The organism is Halanaerobium sehlinense, from assembly GCF_055379485.1.
This window is the reverse complement of the sequence record NZ_AP042442.1, coordinates 2,524,830-2,548,062: the sequence shown is the minus strand read 5'-3', so window position 1 is coordinate 2,548,062 and position 23,233 is coordinate 2,524,830. Positions and strand designations below refer to the sequence as shown.

23 protein-coding genes, 1 tRNA gene and 1 riboswitch are annotated in these 23,233 nt (G+C 36.0%); of the genes, 19 read left to right on the top strand and 5 right to left on the bottom strand.

Going from position 1 to position 23,233, the window contains the following annotated elements; genetic code table 11:
* The first annotated feature begins 5 nt into the window (after positions 1–5).
* From ACZ446_RS12440 to ACZ446_RS12430, 3 genes are read left to right on the top strand one after another with little or no spacing between them, the layout of a single operon-like run.
* Positions 6–911, top strand: coding sequence for a glycosyltransferase family protein (locus ACZ446_RS12440; RefSeq protein WP_464392872.1), 906 nt, complete (start codon positions 6–8; stop codon positions 909–911).
* 24 nt (positions 912–935) lie between these two features.
* On the top strand, positions 936–1,949 hold the full coding sequence (locus ACZ446_RS12435; RefSeq protein ID WP_464392871.1) for a glycosyltransferase family 4 protein: 1,014 nt from the start codon (positions 936–938) through the stop codon (positions 1,947–1,949).
* A 30-nt stretch (positions 1,950–1,979) separates the two neighbouring features.
* Entirely contained in the window at positions 1,980–2,801 is an 822-nt protein-coding gene (locus tag ACZ446_RS12430; RefSeq protein ID WP_464392870.1) for a lipopolysaccharide kinase InaA family protein, read from the top strand.
* A gap of 60 nt (positions 2,802–2,861) precedes the next feature.
* Here ACZ446_RS12430 and ACZ446_RS12425 read toward each other — a convergent pair whose 3' ends face one another.
* The 3 genes from ACZ446_RS12425 to ACZ446_RS12415 all read right to left on the bottom strand — a co-directional run bounded on the left by ACZ446_RS12425 (position 2,862) and on the right by ACZ446_RS12415 (position 4,535).
* Positions 2,862–3,761, bottom strand: coding sequence for an acetamidase/formamidase family protein (locus ACZ446_RS12425; protein ID WP_464392869.1), 900 nt, complete (start codon positions 3,759–3,761; stop codon positions 2,862–2,864).
* A gap of 215 nt (positions 3,762–3,976) precedes the next feature.
* A tRNA-Glu gene (locus tag ACZ446_RS12420) sits at positions 3,977–4,052 on the bottom strand.
* Between the two features lie 291 nt (positions 4,053–4,343).
* Entirely contained in the window at positions 4,344–4,535 is a 192-nt protein-coding gene (locus ACZ446_RS12415) for a transposase (RefSeq protein ID WP_464394407.1), read from the bottom strand.
* Between the two features lie 147 nt (positions 4,536–4,682).
* Here ACZ446_RS12415 and ACZ446_RS12410 point away from each other — a divergent pair, with 147 nt between their 5' ends.
* The 6 genes from ACZ446_RS12410 (at position 4,683) to ACZ446_RS12385 (ending at position 12,090) form a co-directional block, all read left to right on the top strand.
* Complete coding sequence (locus tag ACZ446_RS12410) at positions 4,683–5,936, top strand: RNA-guided endonuclease InsQ/TnpB family protein (protein WP_464392868.1); 1,254 nt, start codon at positions 4,683–4,685, stop codon at positions 5,934–5,936.
* A 341-nt stretch (positions 5,937–6,277) separates the two neighbouring features.
* Positions 6,278–7,624, top strand: a complete 1,347-nt coding sequence (locus ACZ446_RS12405; protein ID WP_464392867.1) for an FAD-dependent oxidoreductase — start codon at positions 6,278–6,280, stop codon at positions 7,622–7,624.
* Positions 7,625–7,707: 83 nt separating this feature from the next.
* Entirely contained in the window at positions 7,708–8,115 is a 408-nt protein-coding gene (locus tag ACZ446_RS12400; protein WP_464392866.1) for a DUF134 domain-containing protein, read from the top strand.
* 15 nt (positions 8,116–8,130) lie between these two features.
* A complete protein-coding gene (locus tag ACZ446_RS12395; protein ID WP_464392865.1) occupies positions 8,131–8,544 on the top strand; it encodes an OsmC family protein in 414 nt (137 codons plus the stop codon).
* Between the two features lie 73 nt (positions 8,545–8,617).
* Positions 8,618–10,369, top strand: a complete 1,752-nt coding sequence (gene ade, locus ACZ446_RS12390) for an adenine deaminase (protein ID WP_464392864.1) — start codon at positions 8,618–8,620, stop codon at positions 10,367–10,369.
* A gap of 121 nt (positions 10,370–10,490) precedes the next feature.
* Positions 10,491–10,590: riboswitch (purine riboswitch) on the top strand.
* 186 nt (positions 10,591–10,776) lie between these two features.
* Positions 10,777–12,090, top strand: coding sequence for an NCS2 family permease (locus tag ACZ446_RS12385; protein ID WP_464392863.1), 1,314 nt, complete (start codon positions 10,777–10,779; stop codon positions 12,088–12,090).
* 118 nt (positions 12,091–12,208) lie between these two features.
* On the opposite strand, the gene ACZ446_RS12380 is transcribed toward ACZ446_RS12385, so the two are convergent.
* Both ACZ446_RS12380 and ACZ446_RS12375 read right to left on the bottom strand, forming a co-directional pair.
* The gene (locus ACZ446_RS12380) at positions 12,209–12,718 is read right to left on the bottom strand and encodes a TlpA family protein disulfide reductase (protein WP_464392862.1); all 510 of its coding nucleotides are present in this window, start codon (positions 12,716–12,718) and stop codon (positions 12,209–12,211) included.
* Positions 12,719–12,872: 154 nt separating this feature from the next.
* Positions 12,873–13,634: an alpha/beta fold hydrolase gene (locus tag ACZ446_RS12375; RefSeq protein WP_464392861.1), complete on the bottom strand. Its 762-nt coding sequence runs from the start codon at positions 13,632–13,634 to the stop codon at positions 12,873–12,875.
* Positions 13,635–13,798: 164 nt separating this feature from the next.
* On the opposite strand from ACZ446_RS12375, the gene ACZ446_RS12370 reads away from it, so the two are divergent.
* The 10 genes from ACZ446_RS12370 to ACZ446_RS12325 all read left to right on the top strand — a co-directional run bounded on the left by ACZ446_RS12370 (position 13,799) and on the right by ACZ446_RS12325 (position 23,017).
* The gene (locus ACZ446_RS12370; RefSeq protein ID WP_464392860.1) at positions 13,799–15,049 is read left to right on the top strand and encodes an adenosylhomocysteinase; all 1,251 of its coding nucleotides are present in this window, start codon (positions 13,799–13,801) and stop codon (positions 15,047–15,049) included.
* Between the two features lie 84 nt (positions 15,050–15,133).
* Complete coding sequence (gene larAH6 / locus ACZ446_RS12365) at positions 15,134–16,390, top strand: nickel-dependent malate racemase, LarAH6 family (RefSeq protein WP_464392859.1); 1,257 nt, start codon at positions 15,134–15,136, stop codon at positions 16,388–16,390.
* Between the two features lie 58 nt (positions 16,391–16,448).
* Entirely contained in the window at positions 16,449–17,561 is a 1,113-nt protein-coding gene (locus tag ACZ446_RS12360) for an aminotransferase (RefSeq protein ID WP_464392858.1), read from the top strand.
* Positions 17,562–17,630: 69 nt separating this feature from the next.
* On the top strand, positions 17,631–18,731 hold the full coding sequence (locus tag ACZ446_RS12355) for a DUF362 domain-containing protein (RefSeq protein ID WP_464392857.1): 1,101 nt from the start codon (positions 17,631–17,633) through the stop codon (positions 18,729–18,731).
* Positions 18,732–18,843: 112 nt separating this feature from the next.
* Positions 18,844–19,749, top strand: a complete 906-nt coding sequence (locus ACZ446_RS12350; protein ID WP_464392856.1) for an ABC transporter substrate-binding protein — start codon at positions 18,844–18,846, stop codon at positions 19,747–19,749.
* A complete protein-coding gene (locus tag ACZ446_RS12345; protein WP_464392855.1) occupies positions 19,746–20,486 on the top strand; it encodes an ABC transporter ATP-binding protein in 741 nt (246 codons plus the stop codon). The genes ACZ446_RS12350 and ACZ446_RS12345 overlap by 4 nt, the downstream gene beginning before the upstream one ends.
* 1 nt (position 20,487) lies before the next feature.
* Complete coding sequence (locus ACZ446_RS12340; RefSeq protein WP_464392854.1) at positions 20,488–21,246, top strand: ABC transporter permease; 759 nt, start codon at positions 20,488–20,490, stop codon at positions 21,244–21,246.
* Positions 21,247–21,381: 135 nt separating this feature from the next.
* Positions 21,382–21,573 (top strand): YgaP family membrane protein, encoded by a 192-nt coding sequence (locus ACZ446_RS12335; protein ID WP_464392853.1) that lies wholly within the window; start codon positions 21,382–21,384, stop codon positions 21,571–21,573.
* Between the two features lie 132 nt (positions 21,574–21,705).
* Positions 21,706–22,332, top strand: coding sequence for an NAD(P)H:quinone oxidoreductase (wrbA, locus tag ACZ446_RS12330; protein WP_464392852.1), 627 nt, complete (start codon positions 21,706–21,708; stop codon positions 22,330–22,332).
* An 85-nt stretch (positions 22,333–22,417) separates the two neighbouring features.
* On the top strand, positions 22,418–23,017 hold the full coding sequence (locus ACZ446_RS12325) for a nitroreductase family protein (RefSeq protein WP_464392851.1): 600 nt from the start codon (positions 22,418–22,420) through the stop codon (positions 23,015–23,017).
* Positions 23,018–23,233: the final 216 nt, after the last annotated feature.

Here is a 23,233-nt window from a genome sequence, read left to right as displayed (position 1 = left end):
TTTCTATGGTTCGTAATGCAACAAAATTATACTATCCTATTGATAAAGCAATAAAATCTATTTTACCTATATGTGATGAGTTTGTAATTGCGATTGGTAGAGGTGATGAAGATGATAATACGAAAGAAGTAGTAGAAAATATTGGTAGTGATAAAATTAAAATAATTGATACTGTATGGGATATAGAGAATCAAAGAAATGGTGTAGTGCATGCAGAACAAACAAACATTGCTCTAAATGAATGTGGTGGTGACTGGTGTTTTTATATACAAGCAGATGAAATAGTCCATGAGAAGTATCTTCCTATAATTAAAGATAGATGTATAGAGCTTCAGAATGATGATGAAATTGAAGGTTTAGTTTTCGATTATCGTCATTTTTGGGGTGATTATGAACATTACCAGATTAGTCATAGTTGGTATAAAAGAGAAGTTAGAATGATAAAAAATAATCTGGGCATAGAATCTAATAATAGTGCTCAAGGTTTTAGAAGAAATGGTGAAAGAATTAATGCTGCACATGCTAATGCTGAAATCTTTCATTATGGTTGGGTTAGACCTCCTAAATATATGGAGAATAAAAGAAGAGCATTTCATACTATTCATTGGGGTAAGGATAAGTCTGAAGAGTTTCATGATGAAGAACCACAAGAGTTTGATTATGGGCCTTTAGATCGGCTGCCAGTTTATAATGGTACTCACCCAAAGGTTATGAAAGATTGGATAGAAAAAATGGACTGGGAAGATAAACTTCAATATTCAGGAGAACCAAAAAAGGATAGAACTAAACATAAACATGAAAAATTAAAAAATAAGATCTTAACCTATTTTGAGCAAAAACTCGAAAAAAAGTTTGGTGGAAAAGTTTATCTGAGTGGTCATCGCAACTATACTTTAATAGGTAATAAGTAACTAATATGAAGAGGAGTAATAAAAATGCAAATTGTTTTAGTAGCACCACCTTCTATAACAGTGCCACCAAGAAAATATGGAGGTACACAGAGAGTAGTTTATTGGTTAGCAAAAGGATTATCTGAGAAAGGACATAATGTTACTGTCTTAGCAAAAAAAGGTAGCTATATAAATAAGAATGTAAAAATTATTGAAATTCCTGATAACATAAATGAGAATGATATAATGAAATATTTACCGAATGAATTTGATCTGGTTCATTTTCATATAAAATTAAAAAATGAACCTGATTTTCCCTATCTTCAAACTCTACATGGTAACTGTAGAGACGATGAATTTTTGCCACAGAATATTACTTTTGTTAGTAAAAAGCATGCTGAAAATCATGGAGGTAAATATTTTGTCTACAATGGTTTAGATATAGATTCATTTGAATTTTCACCTTCACACAATAATTACTTTAGTTATATTGCTAAAATAAGTGCTGATTATAAGAATTCTAGTTATGCTGTAGAATTAGCAAAAATGCTTGGGTTTAATCTCAAGCTTGCGGGTGGTTGGAGACCATCAATCAGAAAAAACATAAATTACTTGGGTAAAATTGGTGGTAAAGAGAAAATAGATTTCTTAAAAAATGCTATAGCATTAATTTTTCCAACAGCTTGGGAAGAACCTATGGGATTAGTAGTTATTGAGTCTTTAGCTTGTGGTGCTCCTGTTATTGTATCTAACAGAGGTGCAATGCCAGAATTAGTTAAAGAAAAAGTTGGCTTTGTTTGCAAGAACGAATCTGACTATTTAAATGCAATAAAAAATATTAATGAAATTAGTCGTAAAGACTGTAGAGAGTATATTGAAAATAATTTTACTCATTCAATAATGACGGATAATTATTTGACTTTATACAATAAGATATTGAATGATTCTGATAATTGTCTTCATGACTCATACAATGAAGACTTAAATAAAAAAAATAATTTAGGATATAAGAATAGAAAAAAAGTTTCATTTTTTCGTAAAATTAAAAATATTTTTTGAATCTCTGTGTAGTTAATAAAAGGAGTAGAAATGATAAGAGAAAATTCTTTTATTTCATATCAAAAAAATAATATAGATATTACTGTTAAGTCATCTATATCTGAAGCCTGGATTAGGTATTTTATAGAAAATTATTGTATAAACCAAAAAGAGGATATAGAAAAAGGAGAAACTATTTATTATTTGCGAAACCAGATAATAAAAATTTTTGATCCGATTTTAAATAAAGAAATAGTTATTAAAAACTTTAATCTAGAAAGAGCTTACGATCAGCTCCGATTTAGATTTTTAGATTCTAAAGCTGAGCGGTCATTAATATTAGCGAGAGCTATCAAAAAAATAGGACTTAAAACCCCTGTTCCACTGGCTGTTATTGAAAAACGCGGGAAAACTAACCAACTAATTTTTAGCTATTATATTACTGATTATGTAGATTATGATTTTAATATGCTGGAGATAGCTAAAGATTTTGACCATCCTGAAAGATATAAAATCAAAAAATTAATGCCTCAATTAGGCAGAGAAATTAGAAGGATGCATAAGGCAAATATTGTTCATAATGATCTGCATGCGGGGAATATTTTAGTTAAGGATTTTGAAACTAAGCCTAAGTTATATTATATAGACTTAAATCGTGGTAGAATTAAAGAAGAACTTTCTGAAAAAGAAAAAATAGATGATTTAAAAAGATTGAAATTTACTGAACAGGAAAAGAAAATTTTCTTCAAAAATTATTCTCCAGATAGATGGAAATATTATAGGGACACAGTGAGTAAAGCCCGTCAAAAACGCAGGAAGTTTGTTAATACAAAAAATAAAATAAGATCACTTTTAGGCATAAAAAAAGACTAGCTCGCAAGCTCAGGAGTTAGTCTTTTTGCTGTATTTATTTATAAATCTAATACTTTCAAATTAATACTTCAAATTATATTCCTGTAAGATTTTTTTATCAACCCGCATACGGGCAGTTTTTTGAGGATCTACAACCTGACTAATCTGCAGATCACAGATAACACTCATCAGCATATTAAGTTCATTATTTGAAAGGTCTAAGCGTTCTTTTAAAAACCTAAACATATTATTGCTGGCTTTTTTGACTGCTGCATCTACATTAGCTCCAGAAGCAATTGTATAAAAAGCAGCTTCAGTTTCTACCATTGGATCACTGAGCTCTTTATCCTTAATTAGATCAACCTTAACAGTTACCTCTCCAGCAATTTCAATACCTGTTACTCCAACTTCTCCATCTCCCATGGCAGCATGCAGATCACCCATAGCAAGCATTGCTCCAGGGACTTTCACAGGGAAATAAAGTGTTGCTCCTTCCTGAATCACCTTTGTATCCATATTACCACCGTGGGAAGCTGGTGTACCACAGGGAACTGCTTCTTCATCTTTACCTGGTGAGGTCCCGATAACTCCAATCATGGGATTCAAATCAATTTTTATTTTATCGTTAAAGATAGCTTTACCATTTTCTATCGGAATAATTTTAGTTTCCGATTCAGTGATAAACTCTTCCATATAGCCCATGTCAGGTGAAGAAATCATAACACCCTGATTATTTAATTCAATTTTTTCAACTTCTACTTTAAGGGTATCACCAATTTTCGCTCCTTTAATTTCTAAAGGACCGGTAGCAGGATTGATGGTTTCCCAGTCAGTTGATTCAAATAGTATATCTTCACTATTTATCTGGTTGCTAAAACAATCTTGAGTTTCAAAAATAACTGTTTCTCCCGGCTGACAGCTGGCCGTTGGTTTATTGTGAGCTGACATCGAATAGACATGCTTTTCTGCTGATATTTTCATTCTAACCCTCCTGAAAATTTAACTTTATATTTAGAATATTTGCTTAAATTATAACATAGAATAAGTCTAAAGTCAGTTTTGAAATAGATAAAAATTGAATTAAATAATAAGCTGAAAGAGTGAAAACAAATAGAAAATATTTGTCCTATAAACGGAAGGTGCACATAAATGCACATAAAAAAAAGACAGCCGAATGGCTGTCTTAGTATCAAAAATGGTACCCTCAAGGGGATTCGAACCCCTGCCGCCAGGATGAAAACCTGGTGTCCTGGACCCCTAGACGATGAGGGCAAATTTTTAGGCAGTTTTTGCGACTGCAATAAATATAATAGCATAAGATTAAGACCAGGTCAAGAAATTTTTTAAAAAAATATAATTTAAAATTTTCAGGCTATTAGCTCTGCCAGTCGGGCCTTCATCAAGGATTTTTTAATCCAGTGATAATAATTATTAATTTTGAGACAAGGAAGTAAATAAGAAATCTAGAATAGTATATTTAAGGCAACTATGAATACGCATTTGGTGGGTCATTATGCCAAGGTATATATTGGCCGTCTTTCGGCATTATGTGGTCTCTTTTATCTAAAACTGCCAAGAAAACTCCATCCAAGCTATGCATTGGGTGGAGATGAATTGGCTATTTACTTTGATTTTCAATATATTTTTGATCATCTCAATAGTAGCAACACCCGTAGATACAATACAGTAGCTCTTAGACCAAAAAGCAGACTTCCAATAATATTTTTTCAAATATTGTTCATATTGCTTTTTGATAAGTCTTGAAGATACAGTTTTTAATGTATTGACTAACCTAGATAATTGTTATTTAAGTCTCTATTCATAAAAATTAAAGCTCAATTTTTTCTTTTACATACAAACATATGTATGGTATAATTATAATAGAATGGGGGTGAAAAATCAATGCGGTTATCATTTAAATTTAAGCCTAAATTAAACCATAAGCAGTTAGTGATAATTAGGGAATTAGCCTGGCATTGCTCTAAATTATATAATACAGTTAATTATAAAGTAAAAAATAATAAAGAGCAAAAACCTGTCTATACTCAATTAGAAAAACAGTTTAAAAATAACTGGCATAATGAATACCTTCATTCTCATAATAGGCAGCAGGCATTAAAACAGTTAGCTCAGGACTGGAAAAGTTTTTTTGCTTCTCTCAAAGATTATAATAAGAATCCTCAAAAATATAAAGGGCAGCCAGGGCCACCAAATTTTAAATATTTAAACAGCAACCCCTGCGAAATAATATTTACCAACTTAGCTATTAGAATTAGAGATGATAAATTGCTTTTGTCCTTATCTAAAAGGATACAATCTAAATATAATGTGAAAGCTCTTAATTTTGAGCTGCCTGAAGCAGTTCAAAGCATTGTAGATTTAGATGCTGTTCAGCAGATAAAGATCAAGCAGAATCACATCTCTAAAAAATGGTATCTTTTAATTATCTACAAAGCTAAAGAAGCAAAAGAAAGTAAGAAATCCAACATGATGGCAGTAGATTTGGGGCTTGATAATTTAGCTACCTTAACATTTAAAAATAATTCTGAGTGTTATATTATCAATGGCAAAACTATTAAATCTAAAAATGCTTACTATAATAAAAAAATTGCAAGACTGCAGAGTATTAGAATGAAACAGCTGGGTACCAGTAAAATTAAAGATACCAGCGAGATAAAAAGACTCAGATTAAAGAGAAGAAATTATATTAGAGATTATCTCCATAAAGCAAGTTGGAAAATAGTTGATTTAGCAGTTGGAAATAAGGTAGCTATTATTGTAATTGGAGATATAAAAAATATTAAGCAAAGCAGCAAGCTTAAGTCTTTTGTCCAAATACCAATTCAGAGATTAGTTGAACTAATTGAATATAAAGCTAAATTAAATGGTATCAAAGTTGTTAAAATTAATGAAAGCTATACTTCTGGCTGTAGTGCACTAGATCTAGAAAAAACAAATAAAAGCAACTATAATAAATCCAGAAGAATTAAAAGAGGTCTCTTTAAAACTAATCAAGGTCTATTAATTAATGCAGATCAGAATGGCAGTCTTAATATTCTTCGCAAATACCTAAAAAATAAATGTATTCTCAGACCTATTAAACAGGCGAGAGATAATGGATATGTGGCCAATCCTTCAAGATTAAGGGTATCCTAATAACTTAGGAGGCAACCTTAAACAGTGCTTGTATGTTCTGTTTAGATAGGGTGTGCCCCTGGTGCGACTTAAAAACCAAACATCTTGTAAACTAACCTAGTAATATAGGTTGAGTTTTAATCTATATGAAGTAGTTAGAAGCTCCATCCAAATATTTTATTTGGGTGGTGAGGTTCACGCTGCAGCTCCAGGTGTGTTGGCAGCTTTACTGTATTTAGCTGGTAGAGAAGATAAAATAGATAAAGCAATCAATAACTTAATTAGTGATACAAGTGGAGTTTATTTAGAGTGGTAGAAAAAAACAAATGCTAGTCTTTAAAATTTATTAGGGGGAATTGATAATGAGAATTGCAGTAATCGGAGCTGTTGCAGCAGGTACAAGTGCTGCAGCTAAAGCTAGAAGAACCAATAAGGATGCAGAAATTGTTATCTTCGAAAAGGGGAGAGATATTTCTTATGCTGGCTGTGGACTTCCATACTATATTTCTGGAGTCACTCCGTCACGCTATAATGTAGTGATGAATACAGCTCAGGACTTTGAGGATAAATATAAGGTTGAGGTTCGTTTAGAACACGAGATAACTAAAATAGATGCTGAAAACAAAAAGTTTAATTTTAAAAATTTAAGAAATAATGAAATTGGGGAATATGAATTTGATAAACTGATTATTGCCACCGGTGCAGCACCAATCAAACCTCCATTTGAGGGAATCGATTTAGAAAATATTTTCACACTCAGATCTGTAGAAAGTGCTGATAAAATAAAAGATACTGTAAAAAGAGATGATGTTAAGAAGGCGGTAATCATTGGGGCTGGTCTAATTGGACTGGAAATGGCAGAATCCTTCAGTGAATTAGGGATGGAAGTTACGGTAGTTGAGCTTGAGGATCAGGTGCTGCCGCCGTTTAGTAAAGAAATGGCAGTCCTTGTGGAAGATCATCTAAAAGAAAAAGGGGTTGAATTAATTTTAGGTGATGGTGTTGATCATTTCGAAGGTAATGGTGAAGTAGAAAAGGTTGTGACCGGCTCCGGTAAAGAAGTTGAAGCAGATTTAGCTCTATTATCAATTGGAGTTAAGGCTAATTCGAAGCTGGCAGAAGCTGCTGGAATTGAAGTAGGAGAAACTGGTGCAATCAAAGTAAATGAAAAGCTGGAAACCAACATCAAAGGTATTTATGCTGCTGGTGATTGTGCTGAGTCAACTGACTTATTGACAAACAAAGATGTCTGGGTACCGCTGGGTTCTACAGCTAATAAGCAGGGAAGAACTGCAGGAGAAAATGCTGCTGGTGGAGAGGCGAAACACTATGGGATTTTAAAAACAGGGATTACAAAAGTTTTTGATCTAACAGTTGCCAAAACCGGGCTGGATTTAGAAGAGGCAGAGGCTGAAGGGATTGATGCTGTTGCTGTTAAAGTTAAAGCTCATAACCATGCCGGTTATTATCCTGGAACAGATGATATTCACTTAAGAGGTATTTTTGATAGAGAAAATGGAGTCATTGTTGGAGCAGAGGTGATTGGTGGAGATGGTTCAGATAAGAGAATTGATGTTTTAGCGACTGCTGTTTATAACCGCATGACAGCTGATGAACTATTCCAGGTTGATCTTGCTTATGCACCACCTTACTCCGGACCAAAGGATGCTGTAGCTATCCTAGGTATGGTGGCTGAAAAGAAATTATAATTTTGTTCTTTGACCACTAATCTGTTATAATTATAATGAAGTGTTTTACTATACTTTAATAAATTGTAACAGGAGTGAAAACTATGGCTCGTCCAACAAAAGATAGAATTATAGAAAAATTACCTGAGATAAGATTTTTTAAACCGGCAGGAGTTCCAGCTCATCAGTTAGAAACAGTTGAAATGACTATGGAAGAGGTTGAATCACTTCGTTTAAAAGATGTTGAAGGTCTAACTCAGGCTGAGGCAGCAGAGATAATGAGTGTTTCCCGCCCTACTTTTCAAAGGGTTTTAACTTCAGCTCGTAAAAAAGCAGCAGAGGCTTTGACCTGTGGGAAGGCAATTAAATTTGAGGGTGGAGATTATAGATTGGTAAGACCGGGTCACTGTCCTGAGTGCGGTAAAAAAATGAGAAGAAATAGAGCTCACCGACATGGCGAAAGAAGAAAGGTAAAACCTTGTCAGGATTGTGACGATCATAGTGATGATTGATAAAGGAGGTACAAAATGAAGATAAATGTAGATTGGCAGGGAGGATTAGAGTTCAATAATCATTTCCCTTCAGGACATGATTTAACTGTTGATGCAGCAGAAGCAAGCGGAGGTCAGAACAAAGGTCCACGACCGATGGAACTGCTGCTCAGTGGATTAGCAGGATGTACCGGAATTGATGTAGTTTTGATTTTAAATAAGATGAAAACTGAGTTGGAAGATTTTGAGATGGAGGTTGAGGCTGAAAGAGCAGAAGAAGCTCCAAAGCGTTTTACCAAAATCAAGATTAAATATAAACTAAAAGGTAAAAAACTGGACGAAAGAAAGGTTGAGCGGGCAATAAAACTGTCGGAAGAAAAATACTGTTCAGCCAGCAACTCGCTTAATGCAGAAATTACTTCCAGCTATCAGATTGAGCATACTGATTAAAATTTTAAATAGCTTTAGTGAACAGCAGGCATCCGGGAAATCGGGTGTCTTCACCTATAGATAGGAGGAGCTGATGCTGAATAAACGACTACTAAAACAGGCTAGTGGTTTGGAAAAGGCAGATAAAGTATTTAAAAATGCGCTTTTTGTCGATGTCTTTAATGAACGGCTCCTGGAAGATGATATTGCAGTAGCGGAGGGCATTATAATCGGAACTGGTGTTTATGAAGGGAAAGAAGAAATTGATCTAGCCGGAAAAATAGTTAGCCCAGCTTTAATCGATGCTCATCTCCATCTTGAATCTTCAATGACAAATGTTGATCAGTTTGCCCGGGTTGTTATTCCACGAGGAACTACAACAATTGTAGCTGACCCCCATGAAATTGCAAATGTGGCAGGAATAACAGGAATCAAATATTTGTTAGAAGCAGGAAAAGCTCAGCCCTGGAATTTTTATCTAATGCTGCCTTCCTGTGTGCCAGCTTCTGAGTTTGAGCATCCAGGGGCTGAATTAAGTGCAGAAGACTTAAAAACCTTGATCGGAAAAGAGGGTATTTTTGGTCTGGGCGAGCTGATGAACTTTCCAGCTGTTATCAGGGGTGAAAAAGAAATTTGGGATAAAATTGAAATGGCTGCTGATTTATTTAAAGATGGACATGCTCCCGGGCTCCTGGGAAAAGATTTGAATGCTTATCTATTGTCAGGTGCTGCAGCTGATCATGAGGCAACTAATGCTGCTGAAGCTTTAGAGAAAGTTTCAAAAGGAATGTATATTATGATTCGCGAGGGTTCCGTGACCCGTGATTTAGTTAGTCTACTACCGGCAGTTACCAGCAGCAACTCTTCTCGTTTCCTTTTTGCTACAGATGACAGGCATCCAGGTGATTTAATTAGAGAAGGGCAGATAGATTATGCTGTGCGGAAGGCCATTCAGTATGGATTATCACCTTTAAGGGCAGTAAAAATGGCAGCTATTAATGCAGCTGAGGCTCTGGGGTTAAAAAATCTGGGGGCAGTTGCACCAGGCTACCGAGCTGACCTTTTGATTTTAGATAATTTAAGAGATTTTGAAGTTGAAAAAGTATATAAAGATGGCAAACTGGTAGCTGAAAATGGGACTCTTTTAAAGTCTATAGATGATCAGATCTCATCAAATCAGGATAATCACTTTAATCAGGAAATAGAAGAAAAAATATTTAATTCAATAAGGTTAGGAAATATTTCAGCTGGAAATTTCAAACTTCCTGCTGCCAAAAAGTACCGGGTAATTGAATTAAAAAAGAATCAGATTGTAACAGGTCAATCATCATATCAGCCAGAGGCAGATTATGCTGATGAGCCACCTATAGTTGAACTGATTGGTCAGAATCTGGTGAAATTGGCTGTAGTGGAGAGGCATCATAAAACTGGTAATGTTGGCCTTGGTCTGCTGCGCAACTTCGGTTTGCGTCAGGGAGCAGTTGCAACTTCTATTGGTCACGATTCTCATAATATAATAGCAGCTGGTTTGAAAGCAGAAGATATGGAGCTGGCTGTCAGAGAAATTGAAAAAATGCAGGGCGGCTTGGTGATTGTAGTAGATGGAGCCGTTGTAGAAAAGCTGCCGCTGCCTGTAGCTGGTTTAATGTCTTTAAAGCCTGTTAAAGAAGTAGCAAGCAGACTGGAGCAGCTGAGGAAAACAGCAAATAATCTGGGAGTTAATAGAGATGGTCCTTTTATGACTTTATCTTTTATGGCCTTAACTGTAATCCCAGAGCTGAAATTAACTGATAGAGGCCTTTTTGATGTTCAGAAATTCAAAAATATAGATTTAGTTTTAGAGTGATTTGACAGTTTTGATTAAATATTTAAAACTCTGCTGTCTGACTTCTAAAACTTTATTGACAAGCAGCCAAACTTTATCTATAATAATAGGTGGAAATAAATTTGATCATTATTTTTAAGATTAATAAAAATTAAATAGACCTCATATAATTGTGATGATATGGTTCACAAGTCTCTAGTGTCAGCCGATAACTGACAACTATGGGGGAATTAAATTAGCTATTTCTATGGCTAATTTATGCATGTATTTAATTCATGTTTTATCTTAACGGGCAGATTAACCTGAGAAGATAGATTCCTTGTAGTTGGGGTATCTATTTTCTCAGGTTTTTTCTATTTAATCTGAAAAATGGTGGAATTTTTTATATTTTAGCTTATTTTAAAAAAAATTAGGAGGGTATTTATTTTATGAGCAACAATGGGAGTTTAGAAAGTTTATTTAAACTGCAGGAAAATAATACGGATGTAAAAACAGAGGTGATAGCTGGATTTACAACCTTTATGACAATGGCCTATATTATATTTGTCAACCCGGCTATCCTAAGTGATGCGGGTATGCCTTTTGATGGAGTTTTTATTGCAACTATTATGGGTGCAATTTTAGGTACAATGGCAATGGCCTTATTGAGTAACTATCCCTTTGCACTGGCTTCTGGGATGGGGCTTAATGCATTTTTTGCTTATTCTGTAGTAATTGGAATGGGAGTCAGCTGGCAGACAGCACTTGGTATTATATTTTTAGAAGGTGTTATTTTTATTATTTTAAGTGTAACCCCTGTTAGAGAAATGATAGTAAACAGTATTCCAATGGCTTTAAAAACTGGAATTAGTACAGGTATTGGTTTATTCATAGCTTTTATCGGTCTGCAGAATGCGGGAATTGTTGTTAATAATGATGCAACTTTGGTTGGAATGGGTAATATGTTACAGGGTCCGGCTCTTGTTGCTTTATTTGGTTTAATTATTACCGGTATTTTACATGCTAAAAAAGTAAAAGGAGCTTTGCTCTGGGGTATTTTAGCATCTACAGCTTTTGGCTGGCTTAATGGAGTTACACCAGCTTTTAATGGGATTGTTGCCATGCCTAAAATGTCAGATTGGTCAGGTGTATTATTTCAACTGGATATTGGTGCAGCTTTAGATTTAGGAATGATCGGAGTTCTTCTTTCTTTCCTCTTTGTTGATATGTTCGATACAGCAGGAACTCTGGTTGGAGTTAGTCAGCAGGCAGGTTATATTGATGAAAATGGTGATCTTCCTAAAGCGAGCCGTGCTCTTTTAGCAGATGCGATTGGTACTACAGGGGGAGCTTTATTTGGAACAAGTACAGTTACTACCTATGTTGAATCAGCTTCTGGAGTAGCTGAAGGTGGAAGAACAGGTTTGACAGGTGTAGTTGTTTCTATTCTATTTTTCCTTTCCTTATTCTTTAAGCCGTTAATCGGAATAGTTCCAGGAGCAGCAACAGCGCCAGCACTAATTATTGTTGGAACAATGATGATGACTAATATCACAGCACTGGACTGGGATGACTTTACAGAAATCCTGCCAGCTTTTATAGCAATGATTGCTATGCCTTTAACATATTCAATTTCTAATGGTATTGCCCTTGGTTTTGTAGTTTATCCACTGGTTAAACTATTTACTGGTAAAGGTAAAGATGTTCACTGGTTAGTTTATGTTTTAGGAATAGTATTTGTATTCTACTTTGTTTTTCATTAATCATAATTAAGATTGAAATAAAAAGAGCAGGCCCGCTTTTAAACTGGGGTCTGCTCTTAACTATTTCTTGAGATAATTAATTTTTAGATTTGATTCATCTTAATGATTTAATTTGTTATTAGATTCCAGTAAGCTCCATCATACTCTGGTAGCTTAAAGCACCAAATGTTTTTTCTATAATTATACCATCTGCATCTAAAATATAGGTTGTTGGTATTGCTCGAACAAGGTAATTTTGGGCAGTACGTTTATTCTGATCTAAAAGAACCGGTAAATCTAAATTATTTTCCATCATAAAATTTGCTGCTGTGGATTTGCTTTCACCAATATTGACTGCTAAAACAGCAATTTCAGATCCGTATTCTTCGTACAGCTTTTCCATATCAGGCATTTCTTTTCTGCAGGGAGGACACCAGCTGGCCCAGAAGTTTAGAAAAACTTTTTGACCTCGGTAATCACTTAAATTAACTTCCTGACCATTCAAGTTCATTAAGCTAAAATCGGGTGCCTTATTTCCAATCTCTGTACCTGCTTCAGCGGCTTTAATTCTTGTCTGCTGGAGATTGATTACAGAAAATCCAGTTATCAATAAAGCTGCTATTAAAAATATTGAAATTTTATGCTTCATCTTTTTCCCTCCAATTAAATTTAAAGTTATTGAGTTAATATTAATTATATAAATAAAACACTCAAATTTCCAGTTTTTTAGAAAAATATCGCAAAAAAGTGATATTATTTTAAATTAGGATCAGGAGGACTTTAAAAGTGGTTCAGAATAAGTTTTAATTTTTAATTGTTTTCTCGATAATTTCCTTGCTTCTTTCTGCGATTAATTCGGGATAATCCAGGTGAATATAGTGCTCAGCATCTAAAATAATTGACTCACCATTAGTAGCTTTTACATAACTATTTATACTATCCTGCCAGTATTTTTCTTCATTTTGGCTGGAAATAAAAGCAAAAAAGGGAATTTTAGGTTTTCCCTGTTCAGAAACTGTTTTAGAATTAGCAGTTACCATATCGACTTCTTCCCACATGTTTTTGGTCTGAACACGGCGGTAAAAGATTGTCCTGGAAATTTCAGCTTCCTTTTCTGTTAAAAGATCCTTTTTAGCTGCTTCAAAATTATTATCAAAAACATCAGGCTGATTTCGGACCAGGCCAGTTCGGGTCAGGACAGTAATTAATGGAGATAAAGATGGTTTTTCTTCTGTTTTCTCAATATAACCGGGAACAAGAGGATCCAGACCGATAATTGCTGTTATTTCTTCTGGATGAAGATTGGCCCAGTAGATTGCTTCCAGACCTGCTAAAGAGTGAGGAAATAAGACATATGGTCCTTTCTCTCCTGCCAGTTCTAAAGCTGTTCTAGTTTCTTTAAGTACAGTTTTTAAATCCCTGTCAGCAGAACTTATTTCACTCCAGCCGTAGCCAGCCCTTTCGAAAACCACAATTCGATAATCATCTTTCACTGTTAAAATTAGAATATCACATTTTTTGATTTTAGAAAACTGATACTGCCAGAGTATTTTGTGAGAAAGCATAAATGAATATGTAGTTTAGTCAATTTTTCTTTTCATTATTCAAATCTATGATAAAATATAAATAAGAGAAAAATTCGGATAATTATTTTGATAGTAGAATAGTTTATGGTTTTAATTTTCTAAAAAATATTGTTATTAGATTATAAAATATAAGGAGGATAATTATGATTACTAAATCAACACTCAGAAAACCTGAGCTGGCAGAAGAGGGATGGCGGAAAATTCAGTGGGTGGCTGATAAGATGGATATCTTAAATGAAATTTTAAAGGAACACCAAGACTCACAGCCGCTGGCGGGAAAAACACTAGCAATCTGCCTTCACTTAGAAGCTAAAACTGCCTATATGGCTTATGTAATCAGTCAGCTGGGAGCAGATGTAGCAATTGCCGGCAGTAATCCACTTTCAACCCAGGATGATGTAGCAGCAGGTCTGGCAGCTCATGGAGTTATGGTTCACAGCTGGTATGATTCAACACCAGAAGAATATAAAGAGCATTTAAATAAGGTTTTAAATATCGAGCCGGATCTAATTATCGATGACGGTGGAGATATGGTCGAAACCTTACATACCGAGCGCAGAGAACTTTTAGAAAATATTATTGGCGGGGCCGAAGAAACTACTACCGGAATCCACCGTCTGGAAGCAATGGAGGGTGAGGGAACTTTGGCCTTTCCTATGATGGCGGTAAATGACGCTAAATGCAAATCTCTTTTTGATAACCGCTATGGTACAGGTCAATCTGTCTGGGACGGAATTATGAGGACCACCAATCTGGTAGTTGCCGGAAAAACTGCCGTGGTAGCGGGCTATGGCTGGTGTGGAAAAGGTGTGGCTATGCGGGCCAAGGGTCTTGGAGCCAGAGTAATAGTCACTGAAATTGATCCGGTTAAAGCAAGTGAGGCCTGGATGGATGGCTTTGAAGTAATGCCGATGCGGGAAGCTGCTAAAAAAGGAGATTTTTTCATCACAGTTACCGGCTGCAGAGATGTAATAGATGAAGAAGACTTAAAGGTGATGAAAGACGGAGCAATTTTAGCCAACGCCGGCCACTTTGATGTTGAGGTCTCAAAGCCTGCTTTAAATAGGCTGGCAGTAGAGGTTAGTGAAGCGCGAAAAAATATCAGGAAATTTGAAATGGAAGATGGCAGAAAAATTTATCTTTTAGCAGACGGACGCCTGGTTAATCTGGCTGCTGGTGACGGACACCCGGCAGAGATTATGGATATGACCTTTGCTCTGCAGTTATCATCACTGCTTTATTTAAACCATAATCAGAATTTGGATGCCCAGGTCTATAATATCCCTGATGATATAGATAATATGGTAGCAGAATACAAACTGAAGTCTTTAGGCATAGAAATTGATCAGCTGACAGAAGAACAGGAAGACTATATTAACAGCTGGACAGAATAATTAGATTGAGCACTGGTAGTTCAGGAATTACTTTGGATGGCCGGTCTCAATGAAGATTAGATAAAAAGGAGTAGTAGAGTAGAAATGGAACTAAAATATGGAAGAAAAAAATTAGACTTTGAAATTAAGCCAAATCGGGTAATTGATATTTTAAGAGCAGATGAAAAAGCAGGAATTAAAGATCCGAAAGAAGCTGTGAAAAAAGCCTTAGAGCAGCCCATAGGCACAGCACCACTGGCAGAGCTTTTGGCAGCTGAAGAAATTAAGGAACTGGTAATTGTAGTTAATGATGTAACTCGCTATACCCCTTATAATTATCTGCTGCCACCACTCCTGCAGACTATTTCTGAGGCGGGGATAAAAAAAGAACAGGTGACATTTATTGTTGCCACAGGTGTTCACAGTCCTCATTCGGAAGCACAAAACAGAGAAATATTTGGAGAAGCAGTAGCTGCTGAATATGAGTTTGTTTACCACAACTGTGACCAGGATTTAGCTGACTTAGGTCAGCTGAGTACAGGCAACCAGCTGCTGCTGAATAAAAGGGTAGTGGAGGCAGACTTTTTAATTACAACCGGGGTAATCTTACCCCACTACATGGCCGGTTTTTCCGGTGGGCGCAAATCCATTTTACCCGGAGTAGCGGGCCGGGAAAGTATTGGAAATAACCATGCGATGATGGTCGAAGTAACCGCCCAAAGCCCTGCCTTAAAAGATAATCCAATCAGCCAGGAGATGTTTGAGGCAGCAGCGAAAGTTGGGGTTGATTTTATTCTCAATGTTGTCACCAACAGCAGCCGCGAAATAGTTCAGGTCTGTGCAGGTGACTACCGTCAGGCCTGGGAAGCTGGAATTTCGGTTTCGGCTGAGATGTATCATCTAGCTCTGACTGAAAAAGCAGATGTTGCTCTGGTCAGTTCAGGGGGCTTTCCCCGTGATATAAATATCTATCAGGCACAAAAAGCCCTGGATCATGCAGACCATGCGGTTAAAAAGGGAGGAACAATCATCTGGGCTGCAGAATGTTCAGAAGGCTATGGAGAAGAGACTTTTAAAAAATGGATGGACGAGGCAGCAAAACCCAAAGCTAATATTGAACGAATTAAAGAAAAATTTGTGCTGGGCGGTCATAAAGCCTTTGCTATTTCTAAAGTAGCAGCTGAAAAGGAAATAATCCTAATTTCCAGCTTGAGCCGGGCTGAGACAGAAAATATTTTTGCTAAAAAGATGAATAGTCTGCAGGAAGCAGTTGAATATCTAGAAGAGAAATATCAGGGAAAATATAAAAGTTATATTCTGCCCCAGGGAAGCCTAACAGTGCCTGTAGTGGAATCAGAATAATTAATCAAATTTGAAGAGAATAAAAATATAGATGATCAAACTAATTGGAGGTAAAGAAATGGAGATAGCAGCATTTAAAGTAGAAGAGTGGATGAACGAGTATGAGATGGATGCTGAATATAATATTGCAGAAACCTGTGTAGAATCTTTAACAGTTGAAGAACTTCTGAATCTGGATGATGAGCCGGAGGCTAAGTTGGAAGAAATAAAAAAGATGCAGCTTACTTACGGTGATATTAAAGGTTCAGCGGCTTTCAAAAAAGGAGTGAGCTCTCTTTATCAAACAATTGAGCCGCAAAATATTTTACCCTCACACGGAGCGATCGGGGCAAACTTTCTGCTCCTCTATTCTCTGGTGGAAGCAGGAGACCAGGTAGTTTCAGTTTTCCCAACCTACCAGCAGCTTTACTCAATTCCAGAGTCTTTTGGAGCCGAGGTTAAAAAATTAGAACTGCATTATGAAGATGGCTTTCTGCCTGATCTGGAGAAATTAGAATCCCTGCTCAGCAAAGAGACAAAACTGATAGCAATTAATAACCCCAATAACCCTTCCGGGGTGGTAATGAACAGAAAATTTTTAGAAAAAATAGTAGAACTGGCCCGTTCAGTTGACGCCTATATTTTAGCAGACGAGGTTTATCGCGGCTTTGATTTAGAAGAGGAGATTCCCTCTATTGCTGATCTCTACGAAAAGGGGATTAGTGTGGGCAGTATGTCTAAGGTCTTTTCACTAGCCGGTTTGCGGGTTGGCTGGGTAGCCGGTCCAGAAGAAGTAATAGAAAACTGTCAGCTGCACCGAGATTATACTACAATTTCAAATCCGATGATCTCTGATTATCTTTCGGTAATTGCTCTGGAAAACAAGGAAAAACTGCTGCAGAGAAATCTTCAAAAAGTAAAAAAACAGCTGAAAATTGTTGACAGCTGGGTTGAAGAGGAGGAGCTGGTAGAATATATTAAGCCTAATGGAGGTACCACAGCTTTTATCAAATATAATTTGGATTTAGATTCTGAAACTTTTGCCAAAAAACTTTTTCAAAAAAAGGGAGTTTTAGTTGTGCCCGGGGCTGCTTTTGGCAGAGAATATTTTATTAGAATTGGTTTTGCTGGTAATGAAAAAGAATTAAGAAAAGGTCTGGCACTTTTAAAAGAATTTTTACAGGAACAGTAAGTGCACCTTCCGGGTGCGGGATAATTATTTTCCATTTACTAGTAACTTTTATCAAGTGGGGTGAAATTTGTGGAGCGAAATCAGATTTTTATCAACTATGGTGATCAGGGAAAAAAGATGGTTAAAGAACTGCTGCAGAAAATAGAAGTTGAGTCTGAGCTGCAGAAAGATGACTTGATTGCTTTAAAACCAAATTTGATTAATGCGACAAAATCAGATCAGGGAGCAACTACTGATCCAGAAATTGTGCGAGGTGTTATTGAATATCTGCAGCAAAAGGGTTTTAATAATTTGATGATTATTGAGGGCTCCTGGGTTGGAGCCTCTACAGAAAATGCTTTTGAAGTTTCGGGTTATCAGAGGCTGGCCCGTGACTATGACCTGGAGCTGTATAATTTAAAAAATGATAATTTTATTAAAAAAAGTTATTCAGGACTGGAAATTGAGATAGCTGAAAAAGCACTCAGAGCTGATTATCTGATTAATTTTCCAGTGCTAAAGGGCCACTGCCAGACAAATATTACCTGTGCCCTTAAAAATCTCAAAGGCTGTATTTCTGATCAAGAAAAAAGAAAATTTCACCGCCAGGGACTGCACCAACCGATTGCCTATTTGAATCAGCTTTTAAAACAAAACTTAATTATAGTTGACGGAATTTACGGCGATCTAGATTTTGAAGAGGGTGGAAATCCGGTCAAAATGAATAGAGTGATTGCTGCTCAGGACCCTGTACTTGTGGATAGTTATGCAGCAGATCTTTTAGGTTTTTCAACGGCAGAAGTAGAGTATATTGAAATTGCCGCTCAAATAGGAGTTGGCAGCAGAAATTTATCACAGGCAGAAATTATCGAGCTGAATCAGGACAGGGCAGCTGCAATTAATTATTCATCCCGCAAGATAAAAAAATTAGCAGACCGGGCAGAAGCTGAAGATGCCTGTTCAGCCTGTTACGGCAGCCTGATTCATGCTTTGAAACGAATAGAGTCAGCCGGGCAGCTTGATAAAATTATGGAAAAAATCAAAATTGGTCAGGGCTATCAGGGAGAAGAAGTTTCTGGAATAGGTATCGGCAGCTGCTGCAGTGGAGCAGAAAGCTATGTTCAAGGTTGTCCACCTTCGGCCAGAGAAATACTTGATTTTTTAACTGCAAAATATAATATTGTACTTTAAAATTCACTTTCGACATTTATAGTGAAAAAAATAACTTTAAAAGTTGAGTGAAAAGCTATATAATAGAAGATAAAGGACTTAAAAGCATTAAAATTTAGGAGGAATAACAAAAATGAACAAGAAAATGGTTTTTTTATCACTATTTATGTTATTATTTTCACTTATTATTATGAGCGGAATTACAGCTGCAGCTGAGATGAATTTAGAGATTGGGATTATGCCAGCTGTAGATTCTGCTCCAATTCTGCTGGCCCAGGAAAAAGGTTATTTTGAAGAGGAGGACTTAGAAATCCAAATTGATGTTTATACAAATGCAGTTAACAGACAGACTGCTCTGCAGACTAATGCCCTAGATGGTGCAATGACTGATTTAATAGCCTTTGTTAATAATGCTAATAACGGCTTTCCAGTTAAAATTACAACCAGCACTGATGGTAGTTTTCCTATTTTAGTCAGCAAAGATTTTAAAGAAAAAGAGGAGATCCAGATTGGGATGATGGAAATTAGTGTTACAAATTTTCTGGCCGAAGAGTTTCTAAAAGATAAGTATAGACTGAATAAAATTTACATACCGGCAATCCCAGCCCGCCTGGAAATGCTGAAATCAGGCCAGCTGGAAATGGCAGTTATCCCTGAACCACTGGCGTCTACAGGTGAACTGCAGGGTTTAGAAAAAAGAGTTTATGAAAATGAATATGATTTTACCCCGGAGGCAATGATCTTTACTGAAAAAGCCCTGGCAGATAAAGAGGAAGCAGTTGCAGCCTTTCACAGAGCTTACAATAGAGCGATTAAAGAGATTCAGAAAGATGATGCAGAAGCCAGAGAAATTTTAATTGAAAGTTTAGGGCTGCCCATGTCAATTAAAGATTTAATTACAATGCCCGAGTACCATTTAAGCAGAGTACCAACTGCAGCTTATTTAAATCGAGTTATCGAGTGGATCGAGAAAACAGACGGGGGTAAAATTGATATAGATTATGAGCAGGTAGTAGAAAGGAAGTATATTAGTCAATGATAGAGGTAAAAGATTTAAGTTTTGCCTACCAGAAAGAAAAAGTTTTAAATAATATAAATTTAAAAGTAGAGAAGGGGGAAAGTCTTGCTGTAATCGGTCCTTCCGGCTGCGGCAAGACAACCCTGCTCTATCTGCTGGCCGGGCTTGAAAAGGCGGAACAGGGAAAAATTGCAATCAATTCTGAGCCACTTCAGGGGATTAGAGATAGGAGTTCTGTGATTTTACAGGATTATGGACTTTTTCCCTGGAAAACAGTTTATAATAATCTGGCACTCGGTCTTAAAATTAGAGGGACAGCAGCTGCTGAAATAAAAACAAAGGTTAATTCAGCCATGGCCAGATTAAAAATTTCTGAGCTTAAAGATAAGTATCCAGCAGAACTAAGTGGGGGCCAAAAACAGCGGGTTGCTGTAGGGCGCTCACTGGTTTTAGAACCTGATTTATTGCTGATGGATGAGCCCTTTTCTGCCCTGGATGCACTGACCAGAGAAGAAATGCAGAATTTGATTTTAGAAATTCACAGCCGTGATAATTTCAGCTTTGTGCTGGTGACCCATGACATTGCAGAAGCTGCTTTTTTAGGGCATAAAATTGCAGTAATTAAAGCTGGAAAAATTGTCGAGCTTTTAGAAAACCCTCACTTTGGAGAAAAAAATCTGCGGGAAAAAGAAGAATTTTTTGAGCTGCAGAAAAAATTAAGAAATTTAATGTCAAAAAAGAGTAGAGGAGAAATTTGAAATGAATTTTAAGCCGAAAACTAAGAAATTGAGCAGTCTATATGCTTTACTTTTAATAGCAGCAGTCTGGTATTTACTTTATTTCACTATTGATTCAGCTATTATCAGCTCACCTACAGCAGTTATGATGGTTTTTTTGAGCAATTTCAGCAGCGAAATTTTACCCCACCTGCTTTTTAGTTTTTATCGGATCACAGCTGCAGTGACGATTTCTCTGATACTTGGGCTAAGTGTTGGATTGCTGACGGGAATGCACCCTGAAATTGATAAATTTTTAGCACCTTTAATTTATCTGCTGTACCCTATTCCCAAAATAGCTTTCCTGCCGGTTTTTATGCTTTTATTTGGATTAGGAGATTTAGCAAAAATAATTTTGCTGATTGCAATAGTGATTTTTCAGATTATAGTTACTACTCGGGATGGAGTGCGCAGTATAGATAATAAGTACTTTTCATCAGCTCGCTCACTTGGTATGAATAGGCTGGATATTTATCGTCATCTGGTGCTGCCAGCTGTTTTTCCGGGAATACTTACCGCTTTAAGAATCACTATTGGAAGCAGTATTGCTGTCTTATTTTTTGCTGAAAATTTTGCCACCAGCTATGGAATTGGATATTATATTATGAACAGCTGGTCAATGGTCAACTATTTGAAGATGTACAGCGGTATCATTGCTGTCAGCCTGCTGGGATATTTGCTTTTTAAAGTAATTGATCTGCTGGAAGAAAGGTTCTGCAGCTGGCAGAAAATTTCTAAATAAAGTTTTAATTTTTAAAAATCAATTGCACTCAATTTAATTTTGGGAATTGTAATGAAGAATACAGAAAGTTATTTCTATAGATGATAATTTATAATTAGTAAATAAAAATAAATACAAAAAAGGGGGAAATACTTTATGAAAAATGTTGGTAAGACTGACAAATGGATTAGGATTATTGTTGGTATTTTATTATTGACAGTGTTCTTCTTTGCAGAAGGTAATGCCCGATATTTTGGTTTGCTAGGAATCATCCCTCTCTTTACAGGACTTTCAGGAAATTGTCTTTTGTACAAACTTTTGGGAGTTAATACTCGGAAGGATAAATAGTTAATTTATTATCCCTGCATCTCAGGGATAATTTATATAAATTTTTTTGAAATTAATTCATGGTTATTAGCTCGGAATTTAATTAAGATATATTTAAATTGAGATGAATATAATATTCAGGAGGTTTTATTAATGACTAAATTATTAATCACATATTACAGTTCTTATGGTCACATGTTTGAGATGGCTAAAGAAGCAAGAAATGCAGCAGCGGAGAATGAAAATTATGAAGTTAAATTAAGAAAGATTCCCGAATTAGAAGCTGCTAAAAAAGCAATGTCAGGTCAAGAAGCTTATCAGGTTGCACAAAAAGCTCAGTCAGATATAGAGGAAGTAACCCTAGCTGATTTAGAATGGGCTGACGGAATAGTTTGGGGTATCCCAACCCGCTTTGGTAATATGCCTGCACAGGTAAAACAATTTATTGATACAGCTGGAGGATTATGGGCAGAAGGAAAATTGGAAGATAAAGCTACTGGTATTATGACTAGTTCTAATACAGTACATGGGGGTCAGGAAAGCACAATTTTATCATCAATGATACCTCTGCTTCACTTTGGGATGATTTTTGTTGGTTCAACTTACGGACAGAATCCTGAGATTAGTGAAGATAGTTATCACGGTGGTTCACCTTATGGCCCATCAACACTTGCTGGAAGTGATGGCAGTAAGTTTCCAACAGAAGGTGACTTAAATATGGCAGGTAGGCTAGCTAAAAGAGTAGCTAAAGTAGCCAGTGGAATTAAAAAAGTTAATTAAACAATCAATCTTATTCCAATATATTCTAAAAGCCCTGGCCTCCGCAGCTGGGGTTTTTACATATCATAAATGGAGGTTTTAAAAAATGACAAAAGATATTTATCAGGCAACTGAGGAAAGAAGAAGTTACTATAATATAGATGATCAGAAAATAGTTCCAGAAGAAAAGGTAGAAAAGGTTGTTGAGCATGCAGTTAAATACACTCCGACCTCTTTTAATTCACAGACAGGAAGAGTAATTTTACTCTTTGATGATCAGCACAATAAGTTTTGGAATATAGTTGAATCAAACTTGAGACCTGTTGTACCGGAAGAACAATTTGATTCAACCAAAGAAAAAATTGATGGGTTTCGCAGTGGTTATGGAACTGTTCTTTTCTACGAAGATAAGGAAATAGTAGAAAATCTGCAGCAGCAGTTTCCCCTCTACAGCGATAATTTCCCCAAGTGGTCTCAACATTCAAGTGGAATGCTGCAGTATAATGTCTGGACAATGTTGGAAAATGAAGGGTTAGGTGCATCACTTCAGCATTATACTGAGCTGATAGAAGAAGATGTAAAAGCAGAATGGGATGTGCCGGAGAAATGGCGTTTTGTGGCTCAAATGCCTTTTGGTAATCCAGTGGAAGAACCAGATGAAAAAGAATTTGAACCCTTAGATGAAAGAATAAGAGTTTATAAATAAAGTATAATTTTTATGATGAGTCGAAAATAATAAATATTTTATTTAACAGCCTTTGAAAAATTTGGAGGCTGTTTTTCTTTTTGTAATTATAATTCCTGTATCCAGACATATATGTTTAAAAAACATTGTAAAACGTCCGCTAATTCAATATGCTTAAGCTAGATAAAAGCAATTGAGGAAAGGAGCGGTCAAAAATGATTGATAGAATGGTAGAAA